This is a genomic window from Lysinibacillus sp. FW301-JW8 (genome assembly GCF_058788755.1).
Map to the genome: position 1 here is coordinate 15890 of NZ_JBYTBB010000054.1, position 22755 is coordinate 38644.

Here is a 22755-nt window from a genome sequence, read left to right on the forward strand (position 1 = left end):
AAGTCCTATAATTAGTCTATTCTTTAAGAATTACGCAAAGTCATTATCGACTTCAGCAAGAGTAGGAGAGTTAGAGGAATGTCGAATGAAAAAAAAGGGGTTTTGGCAGCGTTCTTGGCTTATGTCTTCTGGGGTGCCTTTCCTCTATATTGGAAATTACTTGAGCATGTGCCGAGTATGGAAATTTTATTATCACGTGTCATTTGGTCCTTTGCCTTTACGGTAATAGCAGTATTCCTATTTGGCATGCGAAAGGATCTTCTTGCAGATTTAAAATATTTATGGTCACATCAAAAGCATTTCTGGCAATTGGCGGGAGCATCCTTTGTAATATCTATGAACTGGTATTTATATATTTGGGCGGTTACACATAACCATTTAATTGAGACGAGCTTAGGCTATTATATTAATCCGCTACTTTCAGTTATTTTTGGGGTGATCTTTTTTAAAGAGACGCTTAATCGTGCACAATGGGTAGCTACAGGAATTGCCTTTATTGCAGTTATTATTTTATCGATTAACTATGGCTCTGTTCCATGGGTAGCGCTGCTTATTGCATTATCCTTCGCCATTTACGGTGTATTGAAAAAGAAAATTACACTTGATGCCACAAGAGGGCTAGCTATAGAAACTTTATTTATTTTACCAATTGCATTAGGCTATTACGTCTATCTGTTCACCACACAACAAGCCTCATTCTTACACGTTGATGTAAAAACAGACATCTTGATGATTGTTAGTGGTTTAGTGACAGCTATACCTTTAATTTTATTTGCAAAAGGTGCACAAAATATTCCGCTTTATTTACTAGGCTTTATTCAATACGTCTCACCGACTATTGTATTAATTTTAGGGATTGTGTTATATAAAGAGCCTTTTAGTCAAGTAGAGCTAATTGCATTCAGTATTATTTGGGCAGCCTTACTATTGTTTTCTGGCTCAAAAATCATCGAAACAAGGAAGGCTCATCATAAATCTGCTTATAAGAACTTGTAGAATTTTCTACAGGTTTTTTCTTTTTAACTATTCGAGAAATTCCTATATAAGGTATTTTATGCTAAATAGTCCTGACAGCATTTCTTCGTATTTTTAACTGTAGGTGGAAGCACCTTTACTTTTTTTATAGCATATAGTAAGATAATGACAAATTAGATAACAATGATAATTATTGAGAGGTGCTTTTTGTGAGTGTAGTAGGTTCTAAATAGGAATAATTACATCGAAATAAAATGATTGATGACAGGGGATTTATAGTAAAAGGAACCCCTTATTTGGTCATGCTTTTATTTCAAACCTATGAAGATACCTACAATACTTTATAAAGCGTGTAATGCTCTGACTAACTTCATGTTGATGAGGTCTTTTTCATGATGCCTATTACATTTGCCTTTGTAATGTGGAAGCTGTGGTATCCCCACGGCTTTTTTCTGTGAAAAAAACTATTTCATGATTGGGTTGGAAGTAAGAAACTCATGATTGTTTTATTTATATATAAATCATTGCTATCTAATGAATAGGTATCTTCATGAATGATTCTAGAAAATCATAGTGAGGAGCAATTAACAATGAATTATACTACTCTTGAGAAGTTACAATACAATGAATTGAAGGAAAATGTGAAATGCTACTGTGTGAGTGGATTAGGTAAACAGTTATTGGATAAATTAGAGCCAAGTTCTAGCATATCTGTTGTTCGGAATCGGTTGAACGAAACGACAGAGGCTCGGGCTATTTTAGATGCAGAAGGGCATATTCCGTTTTTAGGCGTATCAAATATAGACAGCACCATCAAGAAGCTTGAAAAGGGCGTTATTTTAGATCCTAGTGAATTAATAAGCATTTCAGATTTTTTACGGGGATGTCGCAAAATTAAAAAATTTATGTTGGAGAAGGAATTTTTTGCGCCAGTTCTTGCATCCTATGCTTTGTCAATGGCTGAATTTAAAAGTATAGAAGAGGAGATTAATTTTGCGATTAAAGCTAATCGCGTTGATTCAGCAGCTAGTAGAGAACTAAAACGGATTCGAAACCATATTGAAGCAACAGAGGAAAAAATTAAAGAGCGCTTAACGAAATTTTTAAATAGTAGTGCCAATAAAACCTATATTCAAGAATTTTTTATTAGTAAAAAAGATGACCGTTACACAATTCCGATTAAGGCATCCTATAAAAATCATATTCAGGGTACAGTAGTGGAGATTTCAGCTAAGGGTGCTACAGTTTTTATTGAACCAAGCGCGGTGGCAAAATTAAATGTAGAGTTGGCGACTCTGAAAGCGGAGGAAGCTATCGAGGAATATCAGATTTTAGCCTCATTATCTGGGCTTCTTATGGAAAATATACGAGAGATCACGATTAATATGGAGTTGATCAGTCAGTATGATATGGTTTTTGCTAAAGCTAAGTATAGTAAGCAAGTAGGAGGCATCGAGCCAAGCTTGAATGATTATGGCTTTATCAAATTAATCAATGGTAAGCATCCTTTATTAGCAGAGAATGCGGTGCCATTAACGTTTGAAATCGGTCAGGACTATCGGAGCTTGATTATAACAGGGCCTAATGCTGGAGGAAAAACGGTTGTCCTCAAGTCGATTGGTCTTTTAACATTGGCGACCATGTCAGGCTTTCATATCGTAGCCGAAAAAGGAACCGAAATGGCTGTATTTGATAAAATCTTTGTAGATATTGGTGATAATCAAAGTATTGAAAATGCTCTTAGTACATTTTCATCCCATATGAAAAATCTTTCGGACATTATGATGGCATCGAATAACCATACATTATTACTTTTTGATGAAATCGGCAGTGGTACGGAACCAAACGAAGGAGCGGCATTAGCTATATCTATTTTAGAGGAATTCTATTATATGGGCTGCATAACAGTTGCCACAACCCATTATGGTGAAATAAAACGTTTTTCTGAGATGCATAGCGATTTTATGAATGCGGCTATGCGCTTTAATAGTGAAACATTAGAGCCGTTGTATCAGTTAATGATTGGTACCTCTGGAGAAAGTAATGCGCTTTGGATTTCACAGAAAATGAATATTCGTAAAACAGTATTACAGCGTGCGAAGGACTATTTAGACAATAAGGATTATCAGCTAGAGCGGGTTCATGACAGTAAAATTAGAAGACCCAACATAGGGAAAGCAAGCACTAAAGCGGTCTATAAATTTTCCAAAGGAGATCGAGTAAAATTATTAGATTATGATGATGTTGGTCTTGTTTACAAAGAAATGGATAATTATTTTAATGTTATAGTGTTTTATAAGGAACAGTTTATGGAGGTAAATATCAAGCGTTTGGTATTAGAGCTACCTGCAACTGAACTATATCCTGAAGAATACGATTTGGAGACATTATTTGTGGACTATAAAGAACGCAAGCTTCAGCATGATATTGAGCGTGGTTCGAAAAAAGCTCTTCGCAACATTCAGAAGGAAATGAGAAGGGATAAAAGGTAAGGGTTATGATGGGGTGGAGGAAAATTACTTTTTTCTCTACTCTTTTTTATTGTTGGTATTTCGTGGTATAATTTGTAAAATAACGATTATACAGTGCAGAAAGGTGAAAAGATATGAAGTCATATATTTTTGATTTTGATGGAACAATAGCTGACTCTAAACAATGCAGTATTCTCGCAACAAAGGAAGCATTTCAAATACTAGAACTTGAGATTCCAAGTATAGAAGATATTGAATATTATATGGGTATTCCCATTGAACAGTCTTTTAAACAAATGTTATCTGAACAATTAGATGATTTTATGTTCGATAGGTTACTGGATACCTTTCGACAGGAATATAAAAGATTTGAAAATGACTCCCTAATCCTTTTCCCTGATATGATGAACGTATTGAAAGAGCTCAATTATCAAGGAAAACAATGCTTTGTTGTCTCAAGCAAAAAAACAGATGTGCTTTTAAGAAATCTACAGACACTTGAAATTGCTCAATTTTTTAAAGATTACATCGGTTCAGATCAAGTGGAAAATTATAAGCCTCACCCAGATGGTATTTTAAAACTAGTTGAACGTTATCAAATAGAAATTGAAGATAGTATTATGATTGGTGATGCTATTTTTGATATCCAGATGGGGAAATCAGCTGGTTGTAAGACCTGTGCTGTAACCTGGGGGAGCCATGCAGAAGAGCTTCTATTAGCAGAATCTCCGACTTTTTGTATACATAAAGTTTCAAATTTACTAAGTTTAAATGAGTAATTTATGAAACAAAATAAAAATGACCTATTGTTATTTGGTGACAATAGGTCATTTTTATTACACAGTGTTAATTTGTGCCTTTATGTTATTATAAGTTTCTTCAATTTTTTGCTTATACGGAAGATCGATTAAATCCTGTGAATCCATATAGGCCATTTTTGCAATTTCGTAGGCTGTTGTTAACTCACCAAAATGTGCATAACAGAGTGCCTTATAGGAGAAGCATTCATTAAAACCTAAAATATCAAATGGATGTAGGATGAATGAAGGAATGTTTGTAAAATGTTTAAAAGCTTCTTTAGCCTCTTTATATCGACCTAGCAAGTATAAGGCTTTACCCTTTTCACAATAATATAAGTTTTTATCAAATTTAATTGCGCCCATATCCATAAGTGGACGAAAACGCTCTATTTCCTCTAGTGCCTTTTCATAATCATGGGTGTAATTGTTATAATAATGTGCTCGTAATGTGAAAATAAAAGCATCTACATCCGCTTGCTCCACAAAAACACGATACTGCTCTAGCTTCGTAATCAAATGCTCTGCTTGCTCGAAATCATTGTCAACCATGGCACAGAACGCTGCAATACGATACATATCATCAATATAATAATAAAATTGGTTTTTATGTGCATTGGCAATTGACTCTTTAACAAGTTGTTTACCTGCTTCATGTTCTCCGATGGCTAATTGAAAAATGCTAATATAATAAGCCATTTTTCCAGCATCTCGTGAATCTAATTGATAATTTTCTTGCTCAACCTCTTCCTTAGCCTGTAAGATACAGGAATAAGCCATTTTATAGTTTCGATCTTCCATGAATACGGCTGACTGTAAAACATAGGTTTCAAACCAATGACTCAGTAAATTAATTTCTTTAAACATAAAGCGTGCACGTTTGAGTGGTGACTCCCATGTCGTTTCGCCAGCAAGATATTGTGCTGCCGCGTAAATATAAAGTAAACGACCTGCTTCATAGCTAAGTGGGAGCTCTTCTACATAAGGCTTAATCATTTCTATGGTTTGCAGCAGGTTTTTTGTATCACCAAGCTGTATTTCTGCATAGAAAATTTCCACCTGCTCTAGAAGATGTCGTATCGTAGAAGGTGCTATTTCTTCCAGTAATTCACTTGCTTTTACCCCTAAACGCTCCGCGATATATTCAAGACTTTCCATCGAGGGCTTAGCCTTATCATTTTCAATTTGACTTAGCATACCTTTTGTAAGGCGATCACCAGCAAGTGCCTCTAATGTTAATTTTCGTTCCTTCCTTAAATTGCGAATACGTGTGCCCAAAGAGTTCACTGCCTAGCCTCCTTTATTCATAATATGTCCTTTGTTTAATTATATTAAACTTTTTCTTGCATGAAAAGTAGAAGCTGTGATATATTTTGTTTAATAAAATTAAACTTTTTAATCTTGTTAAAAATCGGAGGGGTTTAAAATGGATGAAGCGGCAAAATATAAAAAGGCGACCTATCATTTATGGACATTTACAGCCAGCAAATTGATAGCGATGCTAGGGACAAATGTGTTATCTTTTGGGATTAGTTTGTATATATTAGCCATGACGGGGTCTGCTACAAGCTTTGCGACCAACATGATTTGTTCAGTATTACCGCGAGCACTTGTTGCACCTTTAGCTGGTCATGTAGCTGATAATTACTCGAAAAAACGCACAATTCTACTTGCGCAAGCAGGGACGATTTTAACAGTAGGGGGCTTACTTCTCTATACAGAAACAGTAGGAATGTCAGTCTATGCTATTTATGTAGCAACAGTTTTTAATACGATTTGCTCCGCTTTTTCAGGTGTAACTTTCTCATCAGCTATCGCAACATTAGTCAATACAGAGCGATTACAGCGTGCCATGTCATTTAACCAATTATCGGTGTCTGTCGCTGCAATTGGGGGACCAGTAATCGGGGGAATGATGTATGGATTTTTCTCAATGAAGGTATTTTTAATTGTCAATATGATTGCCTATTCAATTGCTTTCCTCTTGGAAGCAACGATGAACTTTAATCTTTATAGTACAAGAGGAGAAGATGTGAAAAAGGAAAAGATATGGGAAGGGCTTACTAGCGGCTTTCACTATATTAAACAACAAAAGGTCATTAAAACAGTAATGTGGATGTCATTATGGATTAATTTATTCTTTTCTGCCATTGTTGTTGGAGGGACTTACATTATTATTGAATTACTAAAAGTAAAATCTACACATTTTGGCTTTATCGAAGCTTCTGGTGCTCTTGGTATGCTCATTGCCTCCATTTATTTTGCGACAAGGACAGAGGTTAAAGTACCGCTACGTTTTTCTAAAATCAGCTTATTGCTACTAGCAAGTAGTTTGAGCTTAGCTGTATTTCCGTTATTGATGAAATTATCGTATTTAACGATTGTAATTTTTTATATTGTGATTTATTTTATTTTTGCAATCTTCGAAATGGGTATTAACATGCCTATTGGTGTTTATATGCAAAAGCTAATATCAGAAGAGTATCGAGGACGTGTATTTGGATTAATGGAAACGATGGCTATGTCGTTGATGCCAATTGGTATGATGGTGTACGGCATTTTGTACGATACATTACCAGCAACGGCTATTTTACTCTCTACTAGTGCGATTATTGTGACGATTACATTAGTTTTGCTTCGAACTTCTGTCTTAAAAGAAGCGCACCCAGAATTTTATAATAAAGAAGTTGTCACTGAGGGTGTAACAAATTAGATTTTCTATTAAGTAGTGAAAAAAACCAGACATTCTTCAGTTTAAAGAATGTCTGGTTTCATGTTGTTGAAATACTATTATGTCAATGACATCAAGGTGACAAATTAAAAAGTATAGCCCTTTTTCAAAACGAGGGGTTGATCTCCGTTCCGACTGAGTGCTTTCCTGGGGGCGTCCGATGAGCCGCTTCACTCGCGTGCTCGCTCCAGGGTCTCATCTGTGACGCTGAATCCCCGAGGAGTCACTCAGTCTACACTCCAATCAACCTTTGCTCATAGTATGTTCTATTGGCATTTCACATAAATGTGTAGTGATAAATGGAAGTCTTAACCATCACTATTTTGCACAAAAATGGAGCTTTGATATAACTTTTTTCTTTTGCGAAAGCAGAGGGTCAGCAATAAGGGACTTTATGTAAAGTCAAAGTGGTTTTATCCATAAAATGCAGGACAACAACTATAGAATTGTGTCACTATTGTATCCATTTAATGATGGTGAGTAACATGCTTTTACTTTACTTTTGAAGGAAGAAAATATTTAAAGTTCTACACTATTGCTGATTGGAGTGCAAGGCTACTCGACTCCCGTGGGATAGCGAGACAGACGAGACCCTGCACGGAGCGTCAGCGCAGGAAGCGGCTCGTCGCTCGCCCACTGGAAAGCGAGTAGCCTGGAACGGAAATCACCTTCATTTGACTTAGTAGTGTTCACAAAGAGTCCCTTGACCATTTAGTTTTTCAACACTATGAGGACTTCATTTTTATGAAATCCTAAAAAATTTTTTTCATTAACTGATTAACTTCATTCAAAACCTTAGCCATATCCGTAAGTTTTTCTTGGGAGAACTTCAAAAATAAATCTTGAACCTTAGTTTCACCATTATGTGTTAAAACCATTTTTACAACCCGTCGATCTCCATCTTCTCTAACACGCTGTACTAGATCTAATTTTTCCAGCTTGTCGCACATTGATGTCACGGCACCAGGAGTCACACTGAAGAAATCAGCAATTTCGGTTGCTTTCATACCAGCATTAATTTTTAACTGAAGTAAAAGAATTAGTTGATTTTGAGATAATGATTCCCCTTCAGATAGGAGGTTGACAAACATTTTCGATTTTTGCTGTATTTCCAGCATTTCTCGCATAATGACTTCTACATAAGGTAATTGGTCTTTGTCTGACATAGTATCACAGCCTGTTAAAATATTTAATAGCTAAATTATATAGTAAGTAAATAATATGTGCTACATATCTTCTGAAGTGTTTACTTAAGCTTTAATCTTTTATTTGTTGTTTTGTAAAAAAAGTTTCTAAAAAAATGTAAACGAAATTACAGATGAAGAAGAGAATACAAATAATCATATGAAAGTACCAACTACCTAATGCTTTGTAAGTTACTTTATATTCAAAGTAACCATATATTAAAAAGAAAATAATTATGAAACAAAGGATCATAAGGTAAATAACCTTAGATTCAAAGAACTTACGGGCATATAAAGTCATTAAAAGTGCAATTACAAAGTACAAAGAAACAGTAGGTAATGCCTCTTTAAAATTAGGCATTCTATTAAATTTTCTGTCTATACTCAGTTCATTCTCTATAAAATAACTAAAATTAAAATAAATCATTGCAAAAATAAAAGTCATATAACGAAGTACTTTCTGTTCTAATTTTTTCAACGTTTCCTCCGACTTACAAAATATTTTATTTTTTATAGATTCTATTTATTAATGATCCTAAGTTAAATATTTGCCGCAAAATTTTTTTTGTTATCTATTGAGTTTTAAAGGGAGTAATTTTAATTAATTAATATTAGACGGATTCCTATAATATCCTTTATTTACTTATAAAAATAATGATTACTAATTAATTGTGAGTATATTTATAAAGTGACTTATGGTGTAGGAGAATATCGTTTATAAGACGTAAAGATCATGAAAGGGTATGGGTAAGCAGAAAAGGGTAAAATATTAGCAGGCAGAGGACAAATTTAAAGAGTACTGTTTGAAAATAACTAATTCAAAACGTACTCTTTTTTTTAATATTTTTATTTTATAAATTTATTGTACATCCATTCCTCCAATATAGTTGGCAATAGATTATTTACTACGACCTGTAATAAAGTCTTTTGGGATGTATATAGTCCATGTTTATACTGAATAACATTACCTATGCTATCGCCATCAGGATTATCAATAAATCTTCACGCTCCAATAAATTATTCTTTTATCTCTGTTTAGATTCTTTTAGGAAGGGTTGTTGAGATGTACATTTTTCTTTTATAAACATAAAAGTACATGCTTAGGGGCCACCACAGGACTACGAAAATTGGGTAGATTGCCCATATTACTCCTGGTGAGGAGACGACATTTACTGTAATGAAAAAGATGCTGATAAGCACTGTAGCGGTAACAGAGAATGCTACAAATGTTTTTCTTTGTGCATGGTATAAAGCTAAGGGCCACCACATGACTAAAAAAGCTGGATAGATCGCCCATGGATATGGGTGAGATAAAATAATATTTAATAAGGAATAGTAAATGATGGTAGTTGCACAGCCTATTAGTGCAATTTTTAATGTTTTTGCTTTTTCATCCAAGTACATAAGAATTGGCCACCAGATGATTGGATAAACCGCATAGATAAACCAAAAATGCTCAGGTGAATATAAATAATTTTCAATGATAAGAAATGCAATTATCATAGCACTGCAAATAAGTGAATATGGTTTATACATCTTTTTTAGCATAAAAAATAAAGTAATAGGCCATAGCAAAAGTAATAAACACGGATAAATAAACCATGCTGTCTGTGGTGATGTTGTATAATTGACGATTCCTAAAAATATCATGGTCATTAAACTACCTGCAATGGAAAAGTTAATTAAATTTTTCATTTTTTATTCACTCCATTTCTTACGTGACCAAACAAAGTACATTGCGAGTGGCCACCATAAAATAGCGAAAATAGGATAAATCGCCCAGATTGTATGGGGGGTATAGTAAATGTTTATAAAGATAAAAAATGCAATAATTAAGCCGCTACCCCATAGAGAAAATTCCAAATTTAATCTCGACATGTTTCTCTTTTCGGGCTCCTTCACATCTAATTCTTGTTTTAAATCCTCAATATCCCCGAATTCCACGATGGCTTTGTTAATGGCATCCTCTTCCTCCTTGCCTTGATCCATTAAGTAGAATACTTTTTCTTCAAGATTTTGAATGATTTCCTGTTTAACCATTTCCGTTTCATGGTTACGAGGAAAGTCCTTAAAAAGCTCATCAATATGATTTTTAATTTTTTTCATTCTAAGCCCTCCATAAATAAGTCGATAATTTCCTTTACTTCCGACCATTCTTTCACTAGCTCATTTAAATAAGCTTTTCCTAATGGGGTAATTCGGTAATATTTTCGTTTGCCACCGTGGGAGACATCTCCAAAGTAGGCTTCAATAATTTCCTTTTTCTCAAGACGTTGAAAAACGGCGTATAAAGTTGCCTCTTTTATTTGAAAACGATTATTTGTGCGGAGACTTATTTCCTGAGAAATTTCATAGCCATAACGATCTTTCTCTAAAATGAGCCTTAAAATAATGGAATCCAAGTGTCCGCGGATGATATCACTTCGAACCATAAGTCACCTACTTCAATATATTGCTCTATCTGTCAGAGTAATATTAGCAAATATTACTCTACCTGTCAAAGTAATTTTAAGCATAAAAATAATCCCCTTTTATGCAGGGGATTGTTGTAGGTAGCTACGACACTTTAAGTTAGTGGCGTTTTTCTTTCGCCTCCTTAGTCAATTCAAAGCTTTACATATATAGTGCAGCAAGAAAAATCCCTAATGCTTCTTCATAAATGTCTTCAAATTGGCTGATTGGTAGAGGGTTAGTACCAATTTTAAAAAACAGAAGGGGGGTCACTAATACTAGGATTCTGTGTATTATAAAAAAGTTACTAAAATCGCCTATCAAAATCTATTAATGGCGATTATTATTTAATAGATAAAACCTGTCTATCCATGAGAAGATAAGGCAGAAGTAAAGTTAAAGTAGGAGATAGGGGATATATCATAGAAGAAAGTATTTCAATAAATTTTTAAATCTCTTAAATAGTAGTAAATTCCAAAACTGAATATATCATAATCTATCACCGTATTAGTTTTAAAGGGATTTTGATGAATACCAAAACTTCTGAGTAACATCTCAATCTAAAAGTGCGAAATTGCCATCCCAAGGATTAAATATATATGTCCCTTCATTCGTATATATATAATAAAGTCCATTTGAAGCCTTATAATCTTTGGGTTTGTTTGTTTTATTACCTGTTTGATTCTCTATAATTTGAGTTGCTTCTTGATAAGTATAAGCAGGAATAGACGTAAAAATTAATATACTGCTGATAACTAGAATGATTGGATAACCAAATAATAAAAGATTACTTTTTTTTATTAAAAGTTTACTCTCATTCCCTTGTCGGGATATAGAAAAAATCATAAACAAACCCACGATAATTACAAAGAAACATTGTGACATTACACTTTCAACAAATGCATACTTCATACTTAAAAAAAATAAATAGATACCTAAAAAAGTTTGTATTCCACTCATTAAATATAGGTAACGCTTCGTCATAAATTAATTTCTCCCCCTCAATTTCAAATAATGAATTTTTGTTCCCTTACCTTATTCTCCCATAGCTTGAAAGATGATTATAAAATTTAAAGCGTAAAAATCGATTTTCTCTATAGGTTATTATTCATAACAGTTACAAAATCTTATTCTTTATATGTCAATATTTTGGGTCCGAACAATCAAACTGTAAGAGAAGAATATAAATCTGGTGGATTTGCCTTTTTCTACAACGATTGGTCAGATGCTAGTGTCGCCAAAGTTGCTTATCAACAATATCTGTATATTACAGGTAAACGTAGCACATATCCAAAAGCATCAGAATTTTAACCAAAAGCACATCATTAAATTAATGGGAGGAACGTAAAATAATGGATGTTTTATAAAAAATGAAGCATCCAGAGTTTCTTCTTTTATACTTGTTAAAAGGCTTTAAATGACTTTCTAAAGCCTTTTTTGTAAGGTAAAAATGGTTAAGTAGATACGGATGAACGTTGGATGAAAATAACATAAGATCGTTTCTCACATATGAAAAATATGTAGGAAGCGATCTTTTTAAACTTATAATTCGTCTTGCGATAGATAATGTTGGTTCTCATGCAACCTTTTTTGGTATGAGATTTTTTTAAAATGATTGCTTACTATATTTCCCTCTAAAATCTTAATTAAGAGGTACATACCGAGAAAGCACTGAATTTATTCACTATAGTCCATGTGGATTGCTTCCAACTACTGAGCCCACTATAATCGTACCAGATTCCTATAATACATTGAATAAACCTCGCTAAAGGTGGCTAGTATTGATCATTTAACTTGGTCCTACATATGAACTGCCATCCACTTTTCTATAATTAGCATGTTCAGTAGAAGTCCATAATTGTAGAAGGTATCGCTTTGAATTATAGCAAAATTGCAGGAAATTTGTCATAATTCAAAGCTGGCAAGTTGGAAAATGCCGTATTATATTTTTTCAACGTTCTCTTATTATCTGTACCTGAAGGAAAGGGAATCATTAGTCAATTCAAAGCTTTACATATACAGTGCAGCAAGAAAAATCCCTAATGCTTCTTCATAAATGTTGTCAAATTGGCTGATTGGTAGAGGGTTAGTACCGCTTCCCAACTCAACGGTGAAGCCTGGTCTACGCCAATCCTGAATAAACCAATCCTTATAGCCTGCATAGCTTCCAGCTGAATTGATAGGCTCATAGCCACTAACTCGACTAAATTCGTTAACAAGTATTTTAGACTCTGGTGGCTCCAAGTTTTCAAAGCCCCAATAAATCACTCTTCCCTGTGTATGGAACGCAAGAACTCTTGCAAAATCTCGTTTCCTTGTTAAATCAGCCATAGCAATGGCCTCTGGCTCTGATAAAGGTCGTTCCCCGCCATAATCCCTTGGTCCAGGTGTCTTGGGATTACGTGCACTTTCTAGCTCCCATTTTGCTGGGAACTGGTCATTTAAATCAACACCATGTATATTGGCTTTCCAATCAGAGAAATTATTGCTGCCATTGTTCCAATTGATAAGCTGATTTCTTAATGCTTCATCTTCTGGTGGCCCCTGTATAACTAAGTTAACACCATCAGGATTGACCATCGGAACTATGGAAAGGGATGTATGTTGGTAAAGTGGGAGTGTAGATATACCTCGAATAGTATGTTGATTGGTGAGTGCAAGTAGGTAGTCATTTAAAAATGTTAAAATAATGGGAGTTGTGATCCACTCATTTGCATGGAAGGAGCCATTATAATGAATTCGTTTAGTTCCGTTCCCTATTAGAACCTCTGGAATTTCATGCCCTAACACAGAATGCCCGATTGCTGAACTTTGTAGAAATGGATAGGCATCAAGGAGCTTATTTAAATCATTTATCATGATGCTATAGGTGTAACTTTGTTGTCCATTGACTATCCTCCAAGTAATTTGTTGAGGAATACGAATGGTTTGACCTATTTGAAGGGCATTTGGGTTAAGATCAGGATTAGCTAGTAAAAGGGCTGTAAGTGGAATATTTCTGTTTTGGGCAATTTGCCAAAAAGAATCTCCCTGCCTTATTTGATAGCCAGTAGTAATATAACCCGGGATTCGAATACGCTGTCCAACCCTTAAAAATTGGGGGGGTATATTTCGGTTCGAATCTATAATTAATTGGAGGGGGATTTTAAATACTTCGCTATAATGCCAAAGTGAATCACCAGGTCTTACGAAAATGTCCACAAAAATTCTCTCCTTAGTTCAAAATATTTCAATATAAAATGTATATGAAAAATGACACGATTTATTAATAGTGGAAAGTAAAATTTACATCAATTTTGTGATTAGGAGTTTCCCTTAAACTACATACCCTCTTCATACATCGTGATAACATTATATGAAGAAGGAGCAAAAAAGAGAGGATTCTTTGTTATTTTTAATAATACAATTATACTAATAATAGATTAATATGCCAGGTAAAGGTAGGAAAACAAATGCTCAATAAATTAAAGCTAGGTATACGAACTAAAATTACATTAGGCTATATCGTTATCATACTTTGTTTACTTGCATCAGTAATTATCTTAAATAATCAAATTACTGCTTTACAAAAAGAAAGAAATTTTATTATAAAATACGATTCTCAAGTTCAGGAGCTAACCAATCGAATTGAAAAATACATTTTGGATATGGAATCAAGTCAAAGAGGTTTTATCATTACTGGGGAAGAGAGTTACTTAGAGCCTTATAATAGTGCTTCCGAGAACTGGAAAATTGATTTTAATGCTCTCTATCAGCTGTTAGACAATAAACCAAGTCAACAAAATAAGCTTAAGGAAATAGAGGTAACGATAGAGCATTGGATCGCAACGACTGGTAATCCAACACTCTTGATGAAGAAGGAAAATAACACTGCTGCTTTAAAGGAGTTTTTCAAGGTCGATGTTGGTCGTAAAGATATGGAAACAATGCGAAAACAATTTGCTGCATTTAGATTAGCTGAAAATGCATTTACTCAGACTAAGGTAAATCAGTTAGACAAGCGAAATAGCAATATAACTAGTGCTTTATTTGGGCTGCTGGTACTTGTTTCGGTAATTGCTATTGTAATCGCTAGTGGAATTTCTCGCTCAATTGTGAAAACAATAACAGAGGTTACTGAAACGATTACAGAAATTGCAGCTTCTAAAAGCAATCAAAAGGGCAGAATTCATGTGAAAACCAATGATGAAATAAATACCCTTGCTGATGCTACAAATGAGCTTTTAGGTTCTATAGAAAAGAGAGAATGGCTACAGTCAAATATTGCAGACATTGTAACTAAATATCAAGGTATTTCTGTCATTACAAAATTAGCTGAAACCTTTCTTTCTGAAATGGCACAAAAGACACAATCTTCACTTGGCGCATTTTATGTTCGTGAAACAAAAGAAGATGATATTCAATTTGTGAAAAAAGCAGCCTTTGCTGATACAAGCACTGGTATAGGAATGGAAAGCTTTAAGCTTGGGCAGGGCTTAATTGGGCAATGTGCCTTGGAAAAAAAGATTTTGTTCTATAAGGATATTCCAGATGAATTTCGTTTAATTGGTACAGGCTTAGGAGAAGTACCACCTAAAAGCATTCTTCTTATACCTATTATATTTGAGGAGGATGTAATAGCAGTTGTTGAATTAGCCACTATGACAGACTTCAGTAAGCTTCAACTGGAATTAGTCAAACAAGTGGCCGAAACGTTTGGCTTAACTGTAAATAGTGTCGTAGGACGTATGGAAATTGTACGCTTGCTAAATGAATCCAGAGCGATGACAGAGGAATTACAAGTACAATCGGAAGAGCTACAGACACAATCGGAAGAATTACAAATGCAAACAGAAGAGCTGACGATGATTAATGAACAATTGGAAGAAAGAACAAAAGAGGCAGAGTCCAAATCGAGAGAGCTAGCAAAGGCGAAAAAGGAATTAGAAAAGAGTGCAGAACAGATGTTACTCAATTCCAATTATAAATCCGAGTTTTTAGCCAATATGTCACATGAATTACGAACACCACTAAATAGTATTTTAATTTTATCTGAAATGCTGGCGGAAAATAGTCAAAGCAACTTGACTGAAGAGGAAGCTGAATTTGCAAAGGTTATCCATTCCTCTGGTGAAGATTTACTTGTGCTCATAAATGATATTTTAGATTTATCAAAAGTAGAGGCAGGAAAGCTGGACATAATGTTTGACGAAGTAAATATGAGTGAGATTCCGGTACAAATCGAGCAGACATTTGCACCTGTAGCAATGAAAAAGGATTTACAGTTCTATATTTCAAAAGCAGAAAATGTAATGGATGTTTTCTATACGGATGAAAAGAGATTTCAGCAAATCCTAAAAAATTTATTATCCAATGCTTTCAAATTTACTGAGCGAGGTTCCGTAACACTGGATATCCAACAGTTAAAAGAGGAGCATTTGACAAATAATATGCAGAATATTAGTGCTGATTGGTTAGAGATTACAGTTTCAGATACTGGTATAGGTATTCCAAAGGACAAGCACCAGTTAATATTTGAGTCGTTCCAGCAGGCCGATGGGGCAACTGTACGGAAATATGGCGGTACAGGTCTTGGCCTATCGATTTGTAAAGAATTTGCCAAACTACTTGGTGGCTGGGTTTCTTTACAAAGTGAAGAAGGGCACGGTAGTAGCTTCACACTGACAATTCCAAGCCTGCCTAATGGAATTCAGGAGGAGCAATGCCTTGAATTGGCTATTCATGAGGTAGGAGCTGTAACAGAGGTACATGAGGTTGCAGATGAGTTACCTGAAGCCACAGAAATCGTAGAAGTAGAGGTATTCCAAGGGAAAACTATTTTAATTGTAGATGATGATTACCGCAATATCTATGCATTAAAAACAGCGCTTGAAAAAAGGGGCATGAATATCTTAGTTGCCAAAGATGGGATAGAATGCTTAGATATTATGCAAGCTAATCAGGAAGTAGATCTTATTCTTATGGATATCATGATGCCGAATATGGATGGCTATGAAGCGATGTCTATCATTAGACAACAAATGAAGCTAAGGGATTTACCGATTATTGCTTTAACGGCGAAAGCCATGAAAAATGATCGTGATAAATCATTAGAGGCAGGGGCTTCAGATTATATAAGTAAGCCACTTAATTTAGATCAGCTTGTATCTGTATTAAGAGTATGGTTAGTTTCAAAAGGGAGCTCATAAGCATGGAACAATTTCAGCCTATGGAGCAAAACCTACAAGTAAATAAGCATACAAATTTAGAAATTGATTTATTATTGGAGGCAGTTTATCGTTTATCAGGCTTCGATTTCCGACAATATAATCGTTCTTCCATAACACGTAGAATCTTTAATAGAATGAGAATCAATAATATCCCAACAATTTCTAGAGTGCTTGAAAAAGTTATACACGATCAACAGTTTTTAGAGCAGCTATTAAATGATTTTTCCATCAATGTCACTGAGATGTTCCGTAACCCAAGTTTCTTTAAAGCCTTTCGTCAGGAGGTTATTCCGTATTTACGTGACTATCCTGAAATACGAATATGGCATGCAGGATGTGCAACGGGTGAGGAAGTATACTCCATGGCAATTTTACTAAAGGAAGAGCAACTCATTAATAAAGCCGTTATTTACGCAACAGATATAAATGAACAAGTATTAGAAAAAGCAAAAAAAGGGGCTTTCCCCATACACAAAATGCAAGCATATACTAAAAACTATTTGCTTGCTGGTGGTAATGCTGCATTTTCTGAATACTATAAAACAGATTATCAGTACGCGTATTTCCATCCTTCACTTTTAAAAAATATTATTTTTGCACAGCATAATTTAGTAACGGATCAATCGTTTAATGAATTCCATATTATTTTGTGCAGAAATGTTTTAATCTATTTTTCACAGGTGCTACAAAGCAAGGTTCATCATTTATTTTATGAAAGTCTTAGTGAAAAAGGTTTTCTATGTTTAGGTGATAAGGAGACACTGCGCTTTGATGATATTATGGAAAAATATAAAGAAATTGTAGGTAATGAAAGAATATATCAAAAGATCAACTAAAAAATCCGCCCATCTTTCTTGGTAAGAGGGAGGATGGGTGGATTATATTTTTATGCATGTGCTTGAATCATTAATACACACATATCATCAGGCTGATTTTCTTGTTTCTCTTTAGACAATAAATTATCAATCAGACATTGTGTATAGTTCCATTTTGTAGATGTTAGCGCTTGCAGATGTTTTTCAGACTCTATTTCACAAGGTCCCATCGCCTCTAAAACACCATCAGTAAAGAGAATTATTTGTATATCCTGCTCGTATTGTATTCGTTGCTTTTTTACTTCAATTTCATCAAAAAAACCAACTGCACAGCTTCCTTGATTTAATGGAACAAGCGTCTTTTCATCAATAAGTGCATAGCCAGAAGGATGGCCAGCATTTACATATTCGATTGTTTTTTGTTCTGTATCAATCACTAAATAGATCGCTGTAAAGTAATAAAGATTGTCCTCGTTCCCATTTCTTAAAAGTGTCATATAGCGGTTTAATTCTTTTATGACTAATTCAGGCTCTATCAATTGTTTGACAGCTTCTCTAAGAACAGAAGAGATAAACATACAGACAAGTGCTGCCGAAATTCCGTGTCCCATCATATCAAGTAAAATGACAGCGTAGCGATGATCATTTATTTTATGCCAATAATACATATCCCCTGCCAAATTGGAGGAGGGGAGGTAGGATACGGCTATTTGAATATTATTCTCATTTAATGGTGGGCTCAGAAGACTTCTTTGGACATGCGTTGCCAAATCTAGTTCGTATTGTATTTTCTTTTCCTGCTGTGTATGCCAATCTAATTCAGCCTTCAATCTTAGGGCAACACGAATTCTAGCAAGAAGCTCTGTTTTATTTATCGGCTTTGTAATATAATCCACCCCGCCAATATCTAGAGCTTCAGCAAGTTTGTTTTTATCTTCTAGAGCGGTGACAAAAATTATTTGAATGTCTTTGAATCTTTCATTTTGCTTAATACGTTTACAGGCTTCAATACCGTCTATCTCAGGCATCATAATATCTAACAAAATTAAATCTACAGAATTTCCTGTTGGATTTTCGACATCAAGCTGTAAATAGTCAAAAAGCTCATTAGCCGATGCTAAAGAAACACAGTTATCATAACCTGCATTTTTTAATATTTTTTCAATTACAAATAGATTTACTTGATTATCATCTACAAGAAGAATGGTCATAACTATTTCCCCTTATTCTGAATATACTGGTGCGAAAGATTTTAATGTATGTGTATTTAAAAACTCTCAACTACATTATTATACAAAACATTAGAGAATAATGGTATTTTGGTGTCTTTAAGGAGTATTTTACTAGGTATTAAGTCTTTATTATTTATGAAAGCATTTAACAGAAAAATGCAAAGAGCGTACTTATAAAAGCCCGCTCTCAGTGAATAGTAAGGTGTCTGGTTCAGGAATTTTAAATATTTGTTTGAATAGCAGCAAGAAGCCGGTTTAATCTTGCTGATTTCGCGCCTTTTTAAAGCCACCATAAATATCAAATGCATTGGCTATAATGGCAATTGCAATAGTCACTAATAATATTCGGTCTATAGCAAATAAAACCTTAGCCGAGGTCGTTTCTGTAATTGCAGCAATATAGGGAATAGCTGCACTGTGTATGAAATCAGGTTGCTTAACCATAAGAATAAAGACAATGGTTCCTATACATTGTAGGACAGCATTTAGAACAGCAATTAGAAATGTCCATTGACCCGCTTTTAATTTAAATAATGCTAAAGCTATACTTAAAGCTATACATATTAATACGATAGGTGCAAAAGACAGTAATACATTTTGGTTGAATATTGGCATAACAAATTTCAATCCGCCTCTATCGTGCGAAGAGTAGATTCCTAAAAGGTGATTTGCATTAAAATAGATAAATGAAAAAACAATAATCCCTATAAAACTAAAAATAATATCAAGTAGTGAAATAGATTTATCTTTAGGAATAATTTTAATGCTTGTTAAATCATCTGGAGTCCAAGGCTTTTGTTTTTTTATAAAAGGTATTGGAATATCGCTACCTGAACGTTCAATTACAATAAAAGCAACCGTAATCCAGAACAGTACGTGTAATATTACTGAAATTACATTTGCAATAGTAATAGAAAAAGTCTCAATCAATGTAGATAAAAGGGCATCTTCCCCGCTGTAGAACACAATGTTTTCTACCACATGAACGATTACTGTAATAAGGATGGCCCAAGGAACGATTAATTTTATTGTTTGAATATACGTGTCGAATATTTGCGGGCCAATTAAAAATCGCGGTGAATCTCTGTAACTAGCTGCAACGTCTATGGGGCTTCCTAATTTTGTAAGTGCTTCTTTTACATCCGATTCGGAATAATCTTCAGGTAACATTTCTTCAATGGTAGACTTTAGCTTCAGACTAATATCATCTCGTTTCGTTTTACTTATCCTTTTGGTAACTTCTTGAATATAAGCATCAATTAAATTCATTCTTAGTGTCTCCCTTCAATAAATCACTTATTGTTACTCCAACAGGGCATAAATACTTTTTCGGGAAGGTGAATAATCAGGGTGTATAGTTGACTTCAAGAATAATGATCCCGGCTGGATGCCCAGCTTTAATCATCTCACTGTCATCATACAGTATTATTTTAACTCGTGGTAATATATGTTATTATCAGGAGTTAAAATTAATGTAAAAAATATGATTATGAGCAATATTTTTTAGAGTGCAATTATAAATGAACAGGGGGATGAATATGCGAGTGATAGATAAATTATGGGATGAAGAAGATTTTTTACATTTTGTCGACATTGTCATTGGTGCTTATCCAGGAAGGATGGATGGCTCACAGCCAACAAAAGAGCAGTTAAAGGCACTTTTTATACACAATCAAAACAACGATGCAGCTATTCATTATTATGGATTTTGGGAAGAAAACAAACTAGTTGGTGGTATGAGACTTCACGATTTTGAAATGAACCTCTTCTCTAAAATGATTCCAGTTGGAGGGGTTGGTCTAGTTGCGGTCGATTTACTTCGTAAAAAAGAGAAGGTAGCCAAGGAATTAATAGATCACTTTTTTAAAGTATTTTTAGAAAAACAAATACACTTTGTAGCATTATATCCCTTTAGACCGGATTTTTATAAAAAAATGGGCTTTGGTTATGGACCTAAAGTACATCAATATTTCGTAGAACCTTCCAGCTTTCCGAAAGGTCCTACAAAAAAGCATCTTAAATATTTAACAGTGCAGGATCAGCATAAATTAGCAGATTGCTATAAAAGAGTAACTTTTAAAAGGCACGGTATGTTTTTGAAAACAGAATCGGAGCTCGCAGCAATATTTAAAAATCCACAAAATTATGTGATTGCTATTGAAAAAGGAGATACCATTCAAGGTTATTTGGTATTTTCCTTTATTAAACAAAGTGATACTAATTTCTTACTTAACAATCTAGTTATTAAAGAATGGATTTATGAAACACCTGAGGCATTATTAGAGCTTAGCACATTTCTAAATAGCCAAGCTGATCAGGTTGCTCGTATTGAATGGAATACCCAAGAAGAAAATGTTCATTTCTTTTTAGGAGATGTAAGAAATGGAACGAATCATTTAATCCCAAGTGTCTATCATGCAAGCAATGTTTCAGGAGTTGGCCTAATGTATCGAATTATCAATGTTCGAGGCTTTTTCCAGGAGTTAAAAACACATAATTTCAATCATCAAACTTTAACATTTAAGCTTACTGTAGAGGATTCTTTACTCCCAGAAAATAATCAGCAAATCGTTATGAAAGCAATTGACGGTAATATTACATTAGAAAATGATTTTAACTATGACGTGGAAATGATTATAGATATTGCAGAGCTTTCCTCTCTAGCTATGGGGGTTGTTACAGTACAAGAGCTATTTATGCTCAGTAAGGTAAAGATTAGTAATGAACAATATCTTCAGAAATTACATCAACTCTTCTATGTCTATGATAAACCAACGTGTATTACAGCATTTTAGGGAAGCCATAATTGGCATCCCTATGCAAACTATTTTTCTTTTTTGAAAAAGTGTGGAGAACGTACAGGTCGTTCCAGTGGTGTAATGTTAATAATAAAATAGCTTATAATTAATATTAAAATAATAAGTGAATAAATTAAGGTATTGATGGGGTGGTCATGCTCAACGATAATTAATCGAATCATGGCTGTAATACCAATATATATAAAGTATCGTAGGGGAAAATGATAGTCCTCTTTGAAATATTTAACAATCATTGTGATAAATTCAAAATATAAAAAGAATAGAAGAATATTTGCGAGGAAAAGCTTATAGTCACCTTTATCCTTAGAGAAAATGATAATTTTAAGGAATTCGACTAGTTCTTTAAAAAGCAGGAAGGATAATATAAGCGCAAGAAGTACGAGGCAAACATTAAGAAACAACTGTAAAGACTTTGGCACAGCCTTAATTAGTTGTTGATAAGTTGAGTTGTTTTGATCCATCTAATTCCTCCAATCATTATAACAATTCACTATGGTTACGATATAACATAATCATATGGTCGATCATCTGGGGATTATGATTTAAATATAACATTTCATCGTAAATATCCTTGTGCATTTTTGTAAAGTTTTGGTATATATTCTTGAAAGAATGTTTTCAAATTAATTTAGCGGTATGCTAAAATAGATGTGCATGAATATAAATTATAAAAGGGGTTTTAAAAATGGCAAAAGCTGCAAATTCAAATGCGAAAATTACACCAGAACGTTTAGAAGAAGCATTAAATGTTCGCGATCGTCTTATTATTGAGTTACTAGTACAAGTGCTTGATGAAAAGCTAGTAATTGAACGCCCTGTATTACGTGAACGCCTAGGCAACCTTGTAGACCTTTCTGATCATGATTCAGAACTAAAGGAAACTTTACATGGTGTAATTAATAAACTGTAATTCTCTAAATATAAAAATGTAATTATAAAATCCCCTATAGCTTAGACTAGAGGGGATTTTCATAGTGTTGAAAAATTAAATAGGCAAGGGACTCTTTGTGAATATTTAGTCAAAATGAAGGTGATTTCCGTTCCAGGCTACTCGCTTTCCAGTGGGCGAGC

Annotated in this window: 20 protein-coding genes; 9 read left to right on the forward strand and 11 right to left on the reverse strand. The window is 34.1% G+C overall.

The genetic code is table 11. The features are described from left to right. Positions 1–78 precede the first annotated feature (78 nt). The 3 genes from rarD (at position 79) to AC3WOM_RS19315 (ending at position 4225) form a co-directional block, all read left to right on the forward strand. Positions 79–996: an EamA family transporter RarD gene (rarD, locus tag AC3WOM_RS19305; RefSeq protein WP_427548539.1), complete on the forward strand. Its 918-nt coding sequence runs from the start codon at positions 79–81 to the stop codon at positions 994–996. 569 nt (positions 997–1565) lie between these two features. Next, positions 1566–3467 (forward strand): endonuclease MutS2, encoded by a 1902-nt coding sequence (locus AC3WOM_RS19310; RefSeq protein WP_492447998.1) that lies wholly within the window; start codon positions 1566–1568, stop codon positions 3465–3467. Between the two features lie 113 nt (positions 3468–3580). Next, on the forward strand, positions 3581–4225 hold the full coding sequence (locus tag AC3WOM_RS19315) for an HAD family hydrolase (RefSeq protein WP_492447999.1): 645 nt from the start codon (positions 3581–3583) through the stop codon (positions 4223–4225). Between the two features lie 57 nt (positions 4226–4282). On the opposite strand, the gene AC3WOM_RS19320 is transcribed toward AC3WOM_RS19315, so the two are convergent. Beyond that, positions 4283–5530 (reverse strand): helix-turn-helix domain-containing protein, encoded by a 1248-nt coding sequence (locus AC3WOM_RS19320; RefSeq protein ID WP_492448000.1) that lies wholly within the window; start codon positions 5528–5530, stop codon positions 4283–4285. A 139-nt stretch (positions 5531–5669) separates the two neighbouring features. Between AC3WOM_RS19320 and AC3WOM_RS19325 the strand changes: the two genes are divergently transcribed. Then, complete coding sequence (locus tag AC3WOM_RS19325) at positions 5670–6956, forward strand: MFS transporter (RefSeq protein WP_492448001.1); 1287 nt, start codon at positions 5670–5672, stop codon at positions 6954–6956. A gap of 770 nt (positions 6957–7726) precedes the next feature. Here the strand turns inward: AC3WOM_RS19325 and AC3WOM_RS19330 are convergent. From AC3WOM_RS19330 to AC3WOM_RS19355, 6 genes are all read right to left on the reverse strand, one after another. Then, positions 7727–8140: a MarR family winged helix-turn-helix transcriptional regulator gene (locus AC3WOM_RS19330; protein WP_427548324.1), complete on the reverse strand. Its 414-nt coding sequence runs from the start codon at positions 8138–8140 to the stop codon at positions 7727–7729. 91 nt (positions 8141–8231) lie between these two features. Next, positions 8232–8636 carry a hypothetical protein gene (locus tag AC3WOM_RS19335; protein WP_492448002.1) on the reverse strand — a complete coding sequence of 135 codons (405 nt, stop codon included), beginning with the start codon at positions 8634–8636 and terminating at the stop codon, positions 8232–8234. 557 nt (positions 8637–9193) lie between these two features. Beyond that, positions 9194–9853: a hypothetical protein gene (locus AC3WOM_RS19340; protein WP_492448003.1), complete on the reverse strand. Its 660-nt coding sequence runs from the start codon at positions 9851–9853 to the stop codon at positions 9194–9196. Positions 9854–9856: 3 nt separating this feature from the next. After that, positions 9857–10264 (reverse strand): permease prefix domain 1-containing protein, encoded by a 408-nt coding sequence (locus tag AC3WOM_RS19345; RefSeq protein ID WP_427548330.1) that lies wholly within the window; start codon positions 10262–10264, stop codon positions 9857–9859. Continuing rightward, complete coding sequence (locus tag AC3WOM_RS19350; protein WP_427548331.1) at positions 10261–10590, reverse strand: PadR family transcriptional regulator; 330 nt, start codon at positions 10588–10590, stop codon at positions 10261–10263. Before AC3WOM_RS19350 ends, AC3WOM_RS19345 begins: the two co-directional genes overlap by 4 nt. A 574-nt stretch (positions 10591–11164) precedes the next feature. Next, a complete protein-coding gene (locus AC3WOM_RS19355; RefSeq protein ID WP_427548333.1) occupies positions 11165–11593 on the reverse strand; it encodes a hypothetical protein in 429 nt (142 codons plus the stop codon). 165 nt (positions 11594–11758) lie between these two features. Here AC3WOM_RS19355 and AC3WOM_RS19360 point away from each other — a divergent pair, with 165 nt between their 5' ends. Further along, positions 11759–11920, forward strand: a complete 162-nt coding sequence (locus tag AC3WOM_RS19360; protein ID WP_427548335.1) for a hypothetical protein — start codon at positions 11759–11761, stop codon at positions 11918–11920. Between the two features lie 699 nt (positions 11921–12619). Here the strand turns inward: AC3WOM_RS19360 and AC3WOM_RS19365 are convergent. Continuing rightward, positions 12620–13810, reverse strand: coding sequence for a M14 family metallopeptidase (locus AC3WOM_RS19365; RefSeq protein WP_492448004.1), 1191 nt, complete (start codon positions 13808–13810; stop codon positions 12620–12622). A gap of 251 nt (positions 13811–14061) precedes the next feature. Here AC3WOM_RS19365 and AC3WOM_RS19370 point away from each other — a divergent pair, with 251 nt between their 5' ends. Both AC3WOM_RS19370 and AC3WOM_RS19375 read left to right on the forward strand, forming a co-directional pair. Beyond that, complete coding sequence (locus AC3WOM_RS19370) at positions 14062–16797, forward strand: ATP-binding protein (protein WP_492448005.1); 2736 nt, start codon at positions 14062–14064, stop codon at positions 16795–16797. 2 nt (positions 16798–16799) lie between these two features. Next, the gene (locus AC3WOM_RS19375) at positions 16800–17654 is read left to right on the forward strand and encodes a CheR family methyltransferase (RefSeq protein ID WP_492448006.1); all 855 of its coding nucleotides are present in this window, start codon (positions 16800–16802) and stop codon (positions 17652–17654) included. Between the two features lie 50 nt (positions 17655–17704). On the opposite strand, the gene AC3WOM_RS19380 is transcribed toward AC3WOM_RS19375, so the two are convergent. Both AC3WOM_RS19380 and AC3WOM_RS19385 read right to left on the reverse strand, forming a co-directional pair. Next, positions 17705–18844, reverse strand: a complete 1140-nt coding sequence (locus AC3WOM_RS19380) for a PP2C family protein-serine/threonine phosphatase (protein WP_492448007.1) — start codon at positions 18842–18844, stop codon at positions 17705–17707. A gap of 276 nt (positions 18845–19120) precedes the next feature. After that, on the reverse strand, positions 19121–20134 hold the full coding sequence (locus AC3WOM_RS19385) for an HAAS signaling domain-containing protein (protein ID WP_492448008.1): 1014 nt from the start codon (positions 20132–20134) through the stop codon (positions 19121–19123). A gap of 269 nt (positions 20135–20403) precedes the next feature. On the opposite strand from AC3WOM_RS19385, the gene AC3WOM_RS19390 reads away from it, so the two are divergent. Then, entirely contained in the window at positions 20404–21660 is a 1257-nt protein-coding gene (locus AC3WOM_RS19390; protein WP_492448009.1) for a GNAT family N-acetyltransferase, read from the forward strand. A gap of 29 nt (positions 21661–21689) precedes the next feature. Here the strand turns inward: AC3WOM_RS19390 and psiE are convergent, their stop codons facing one another. After that, the gene (gene psiE, locus AC3WOM_RS19395; protein WP_492448010.1) at positions 21690–22145 is read right to left on the reverse strand and encodes a phosphate-starvation-inducible protein PsiE; all 456 of its coding nucleotides are present in this window, start codon (positions 22143–22145) and stop codon (positions 21690–21692) included. Positions 22146–22369: 224 nt separating this feature from the next. Here psiE and AC3WOM_RS19400 point away from each other — a divergent pair, with 224 nt between their 5' ends. Beyond that, positions 22370–22594 carry a phosphate-starvation-inducible protein PsiE gene (locus AC3WOM_RS19400; RefSeq protein ID WP_492448011.1) on the forward strand — a complete coding sequence of 75 codons (225 nt, stop codon included), beginning with the start codon at positions 22370–22372 and terminating at the stop codon, positions 22592–22594. Positions 22595–22755: the final 161 nt, after the last annotated feature.

Coding starts and splice junctions, on each gene's coding strand:
- AC3WOM_RS19315 (WP_492447999.1), top strand. CDS start 3,581: ATGAAGTCATATATTTTTGATTTTGATGGAACAATAGCTGACTCTAAA.
- AC3WOM_RS19400 (WP_492448011.1), top strand. CDS start 22,370: ATGGCAAAAGCTGCAAATTCAAATGCGAAAATTACACCAGAACGTTTA.
- AC3WOM_RS19310 (WP_492447998.1), top strand. CDS start 1,566: ATGAATTATACTACTCTTGAGAAGTTACAATACAATGAATTGAAGGAA.
- AC3WOM_RS19380 (WP_492448007.1), bottom strand. CDS start 18,844: ATGACCATTCTTCTTGTAGATGATAATCAAGTAAATCTATTTGTAATT.
- AC3WOM_RS19325 (WP_492448001.1), top strand. CDS start 5,670: ATGGATGAAGCGGCAAAATATAAAAAGGCGACCTATCATTTATGGACA.
- AC3WOM_RS19355 (WP_427548333.1), bottom strand. CDS start 11,593: ATGACGAAGCGTTACCTATATTTAATGAGTGGAATACAAACTTTTTTA.
- rarD (WP_427548539.1), top strand. CDS start 79: ATGTCGAATGAAAAAAAAGGGGTTTTGGCAGCGTTCTTGGCTTATGTC.
- AC3WOM_RS19340 (WP_492448003.1), bottom strand. CDS start 9,853: ATGAAAAATTTAATTAACTTTTCCATTGCAGGTAGTTTAATGACCATG.
- AC3WOM_RS19350 (WP_427548331.1), bottom strand. CDS start 10,590: ATGGTTCGAAGTGATATCATCCGCGGACACTTGGATTCCATTATTTTA.
- psiE (WP_492448010.1), bottom strand. CDS start 22,145: ATGGATCAAAACAACTCAACTTATCAACAACTAATTAAGGCTGTGCCA.
- AC3WOM_RS19370 (WP_492448005.1), top strand. CDS start 14,062: ATGCTCAATAAATTAAAGCTAGGTATACGAACTAAAATTACATTAGGC.
- AC3WOM_RS19385 (WP_492448008.1), bottom strand. CDS start 20,134: ATGAATTTAATTGATGCTTATATTCAAGAAGTTACCAAAAGGATAAGT.
- AC3WOM_RS19390 (WP_492448009.1), top strand. CDS start 20,404: ATGCGAGTGATAGATAAATTATGGGATGAAGAAGATTTTTTACATTTT.
- AC3WOM_RS19345 (WP_427548330.1), bottom strand. CDS start 10,264: ATGAAAAAAATTAAAAATCATATTGATGAGCTTTTTAAGGACTTTCCT.
- AC3WOM_RS19330 (WP_427548324.1), bottom strand. CDS start 8,140: ATGTCAGACAAAGACCAATTACCTTATGTAGAAGTCATTATGCGAGAA.
- AC3WOM_RS19375 (WP_492448006.1), top strand. CDS start 16,800: ATGGAACAATTTCAGCCTATGGAGCAAAACCTACAAGTAAATAAGCAT.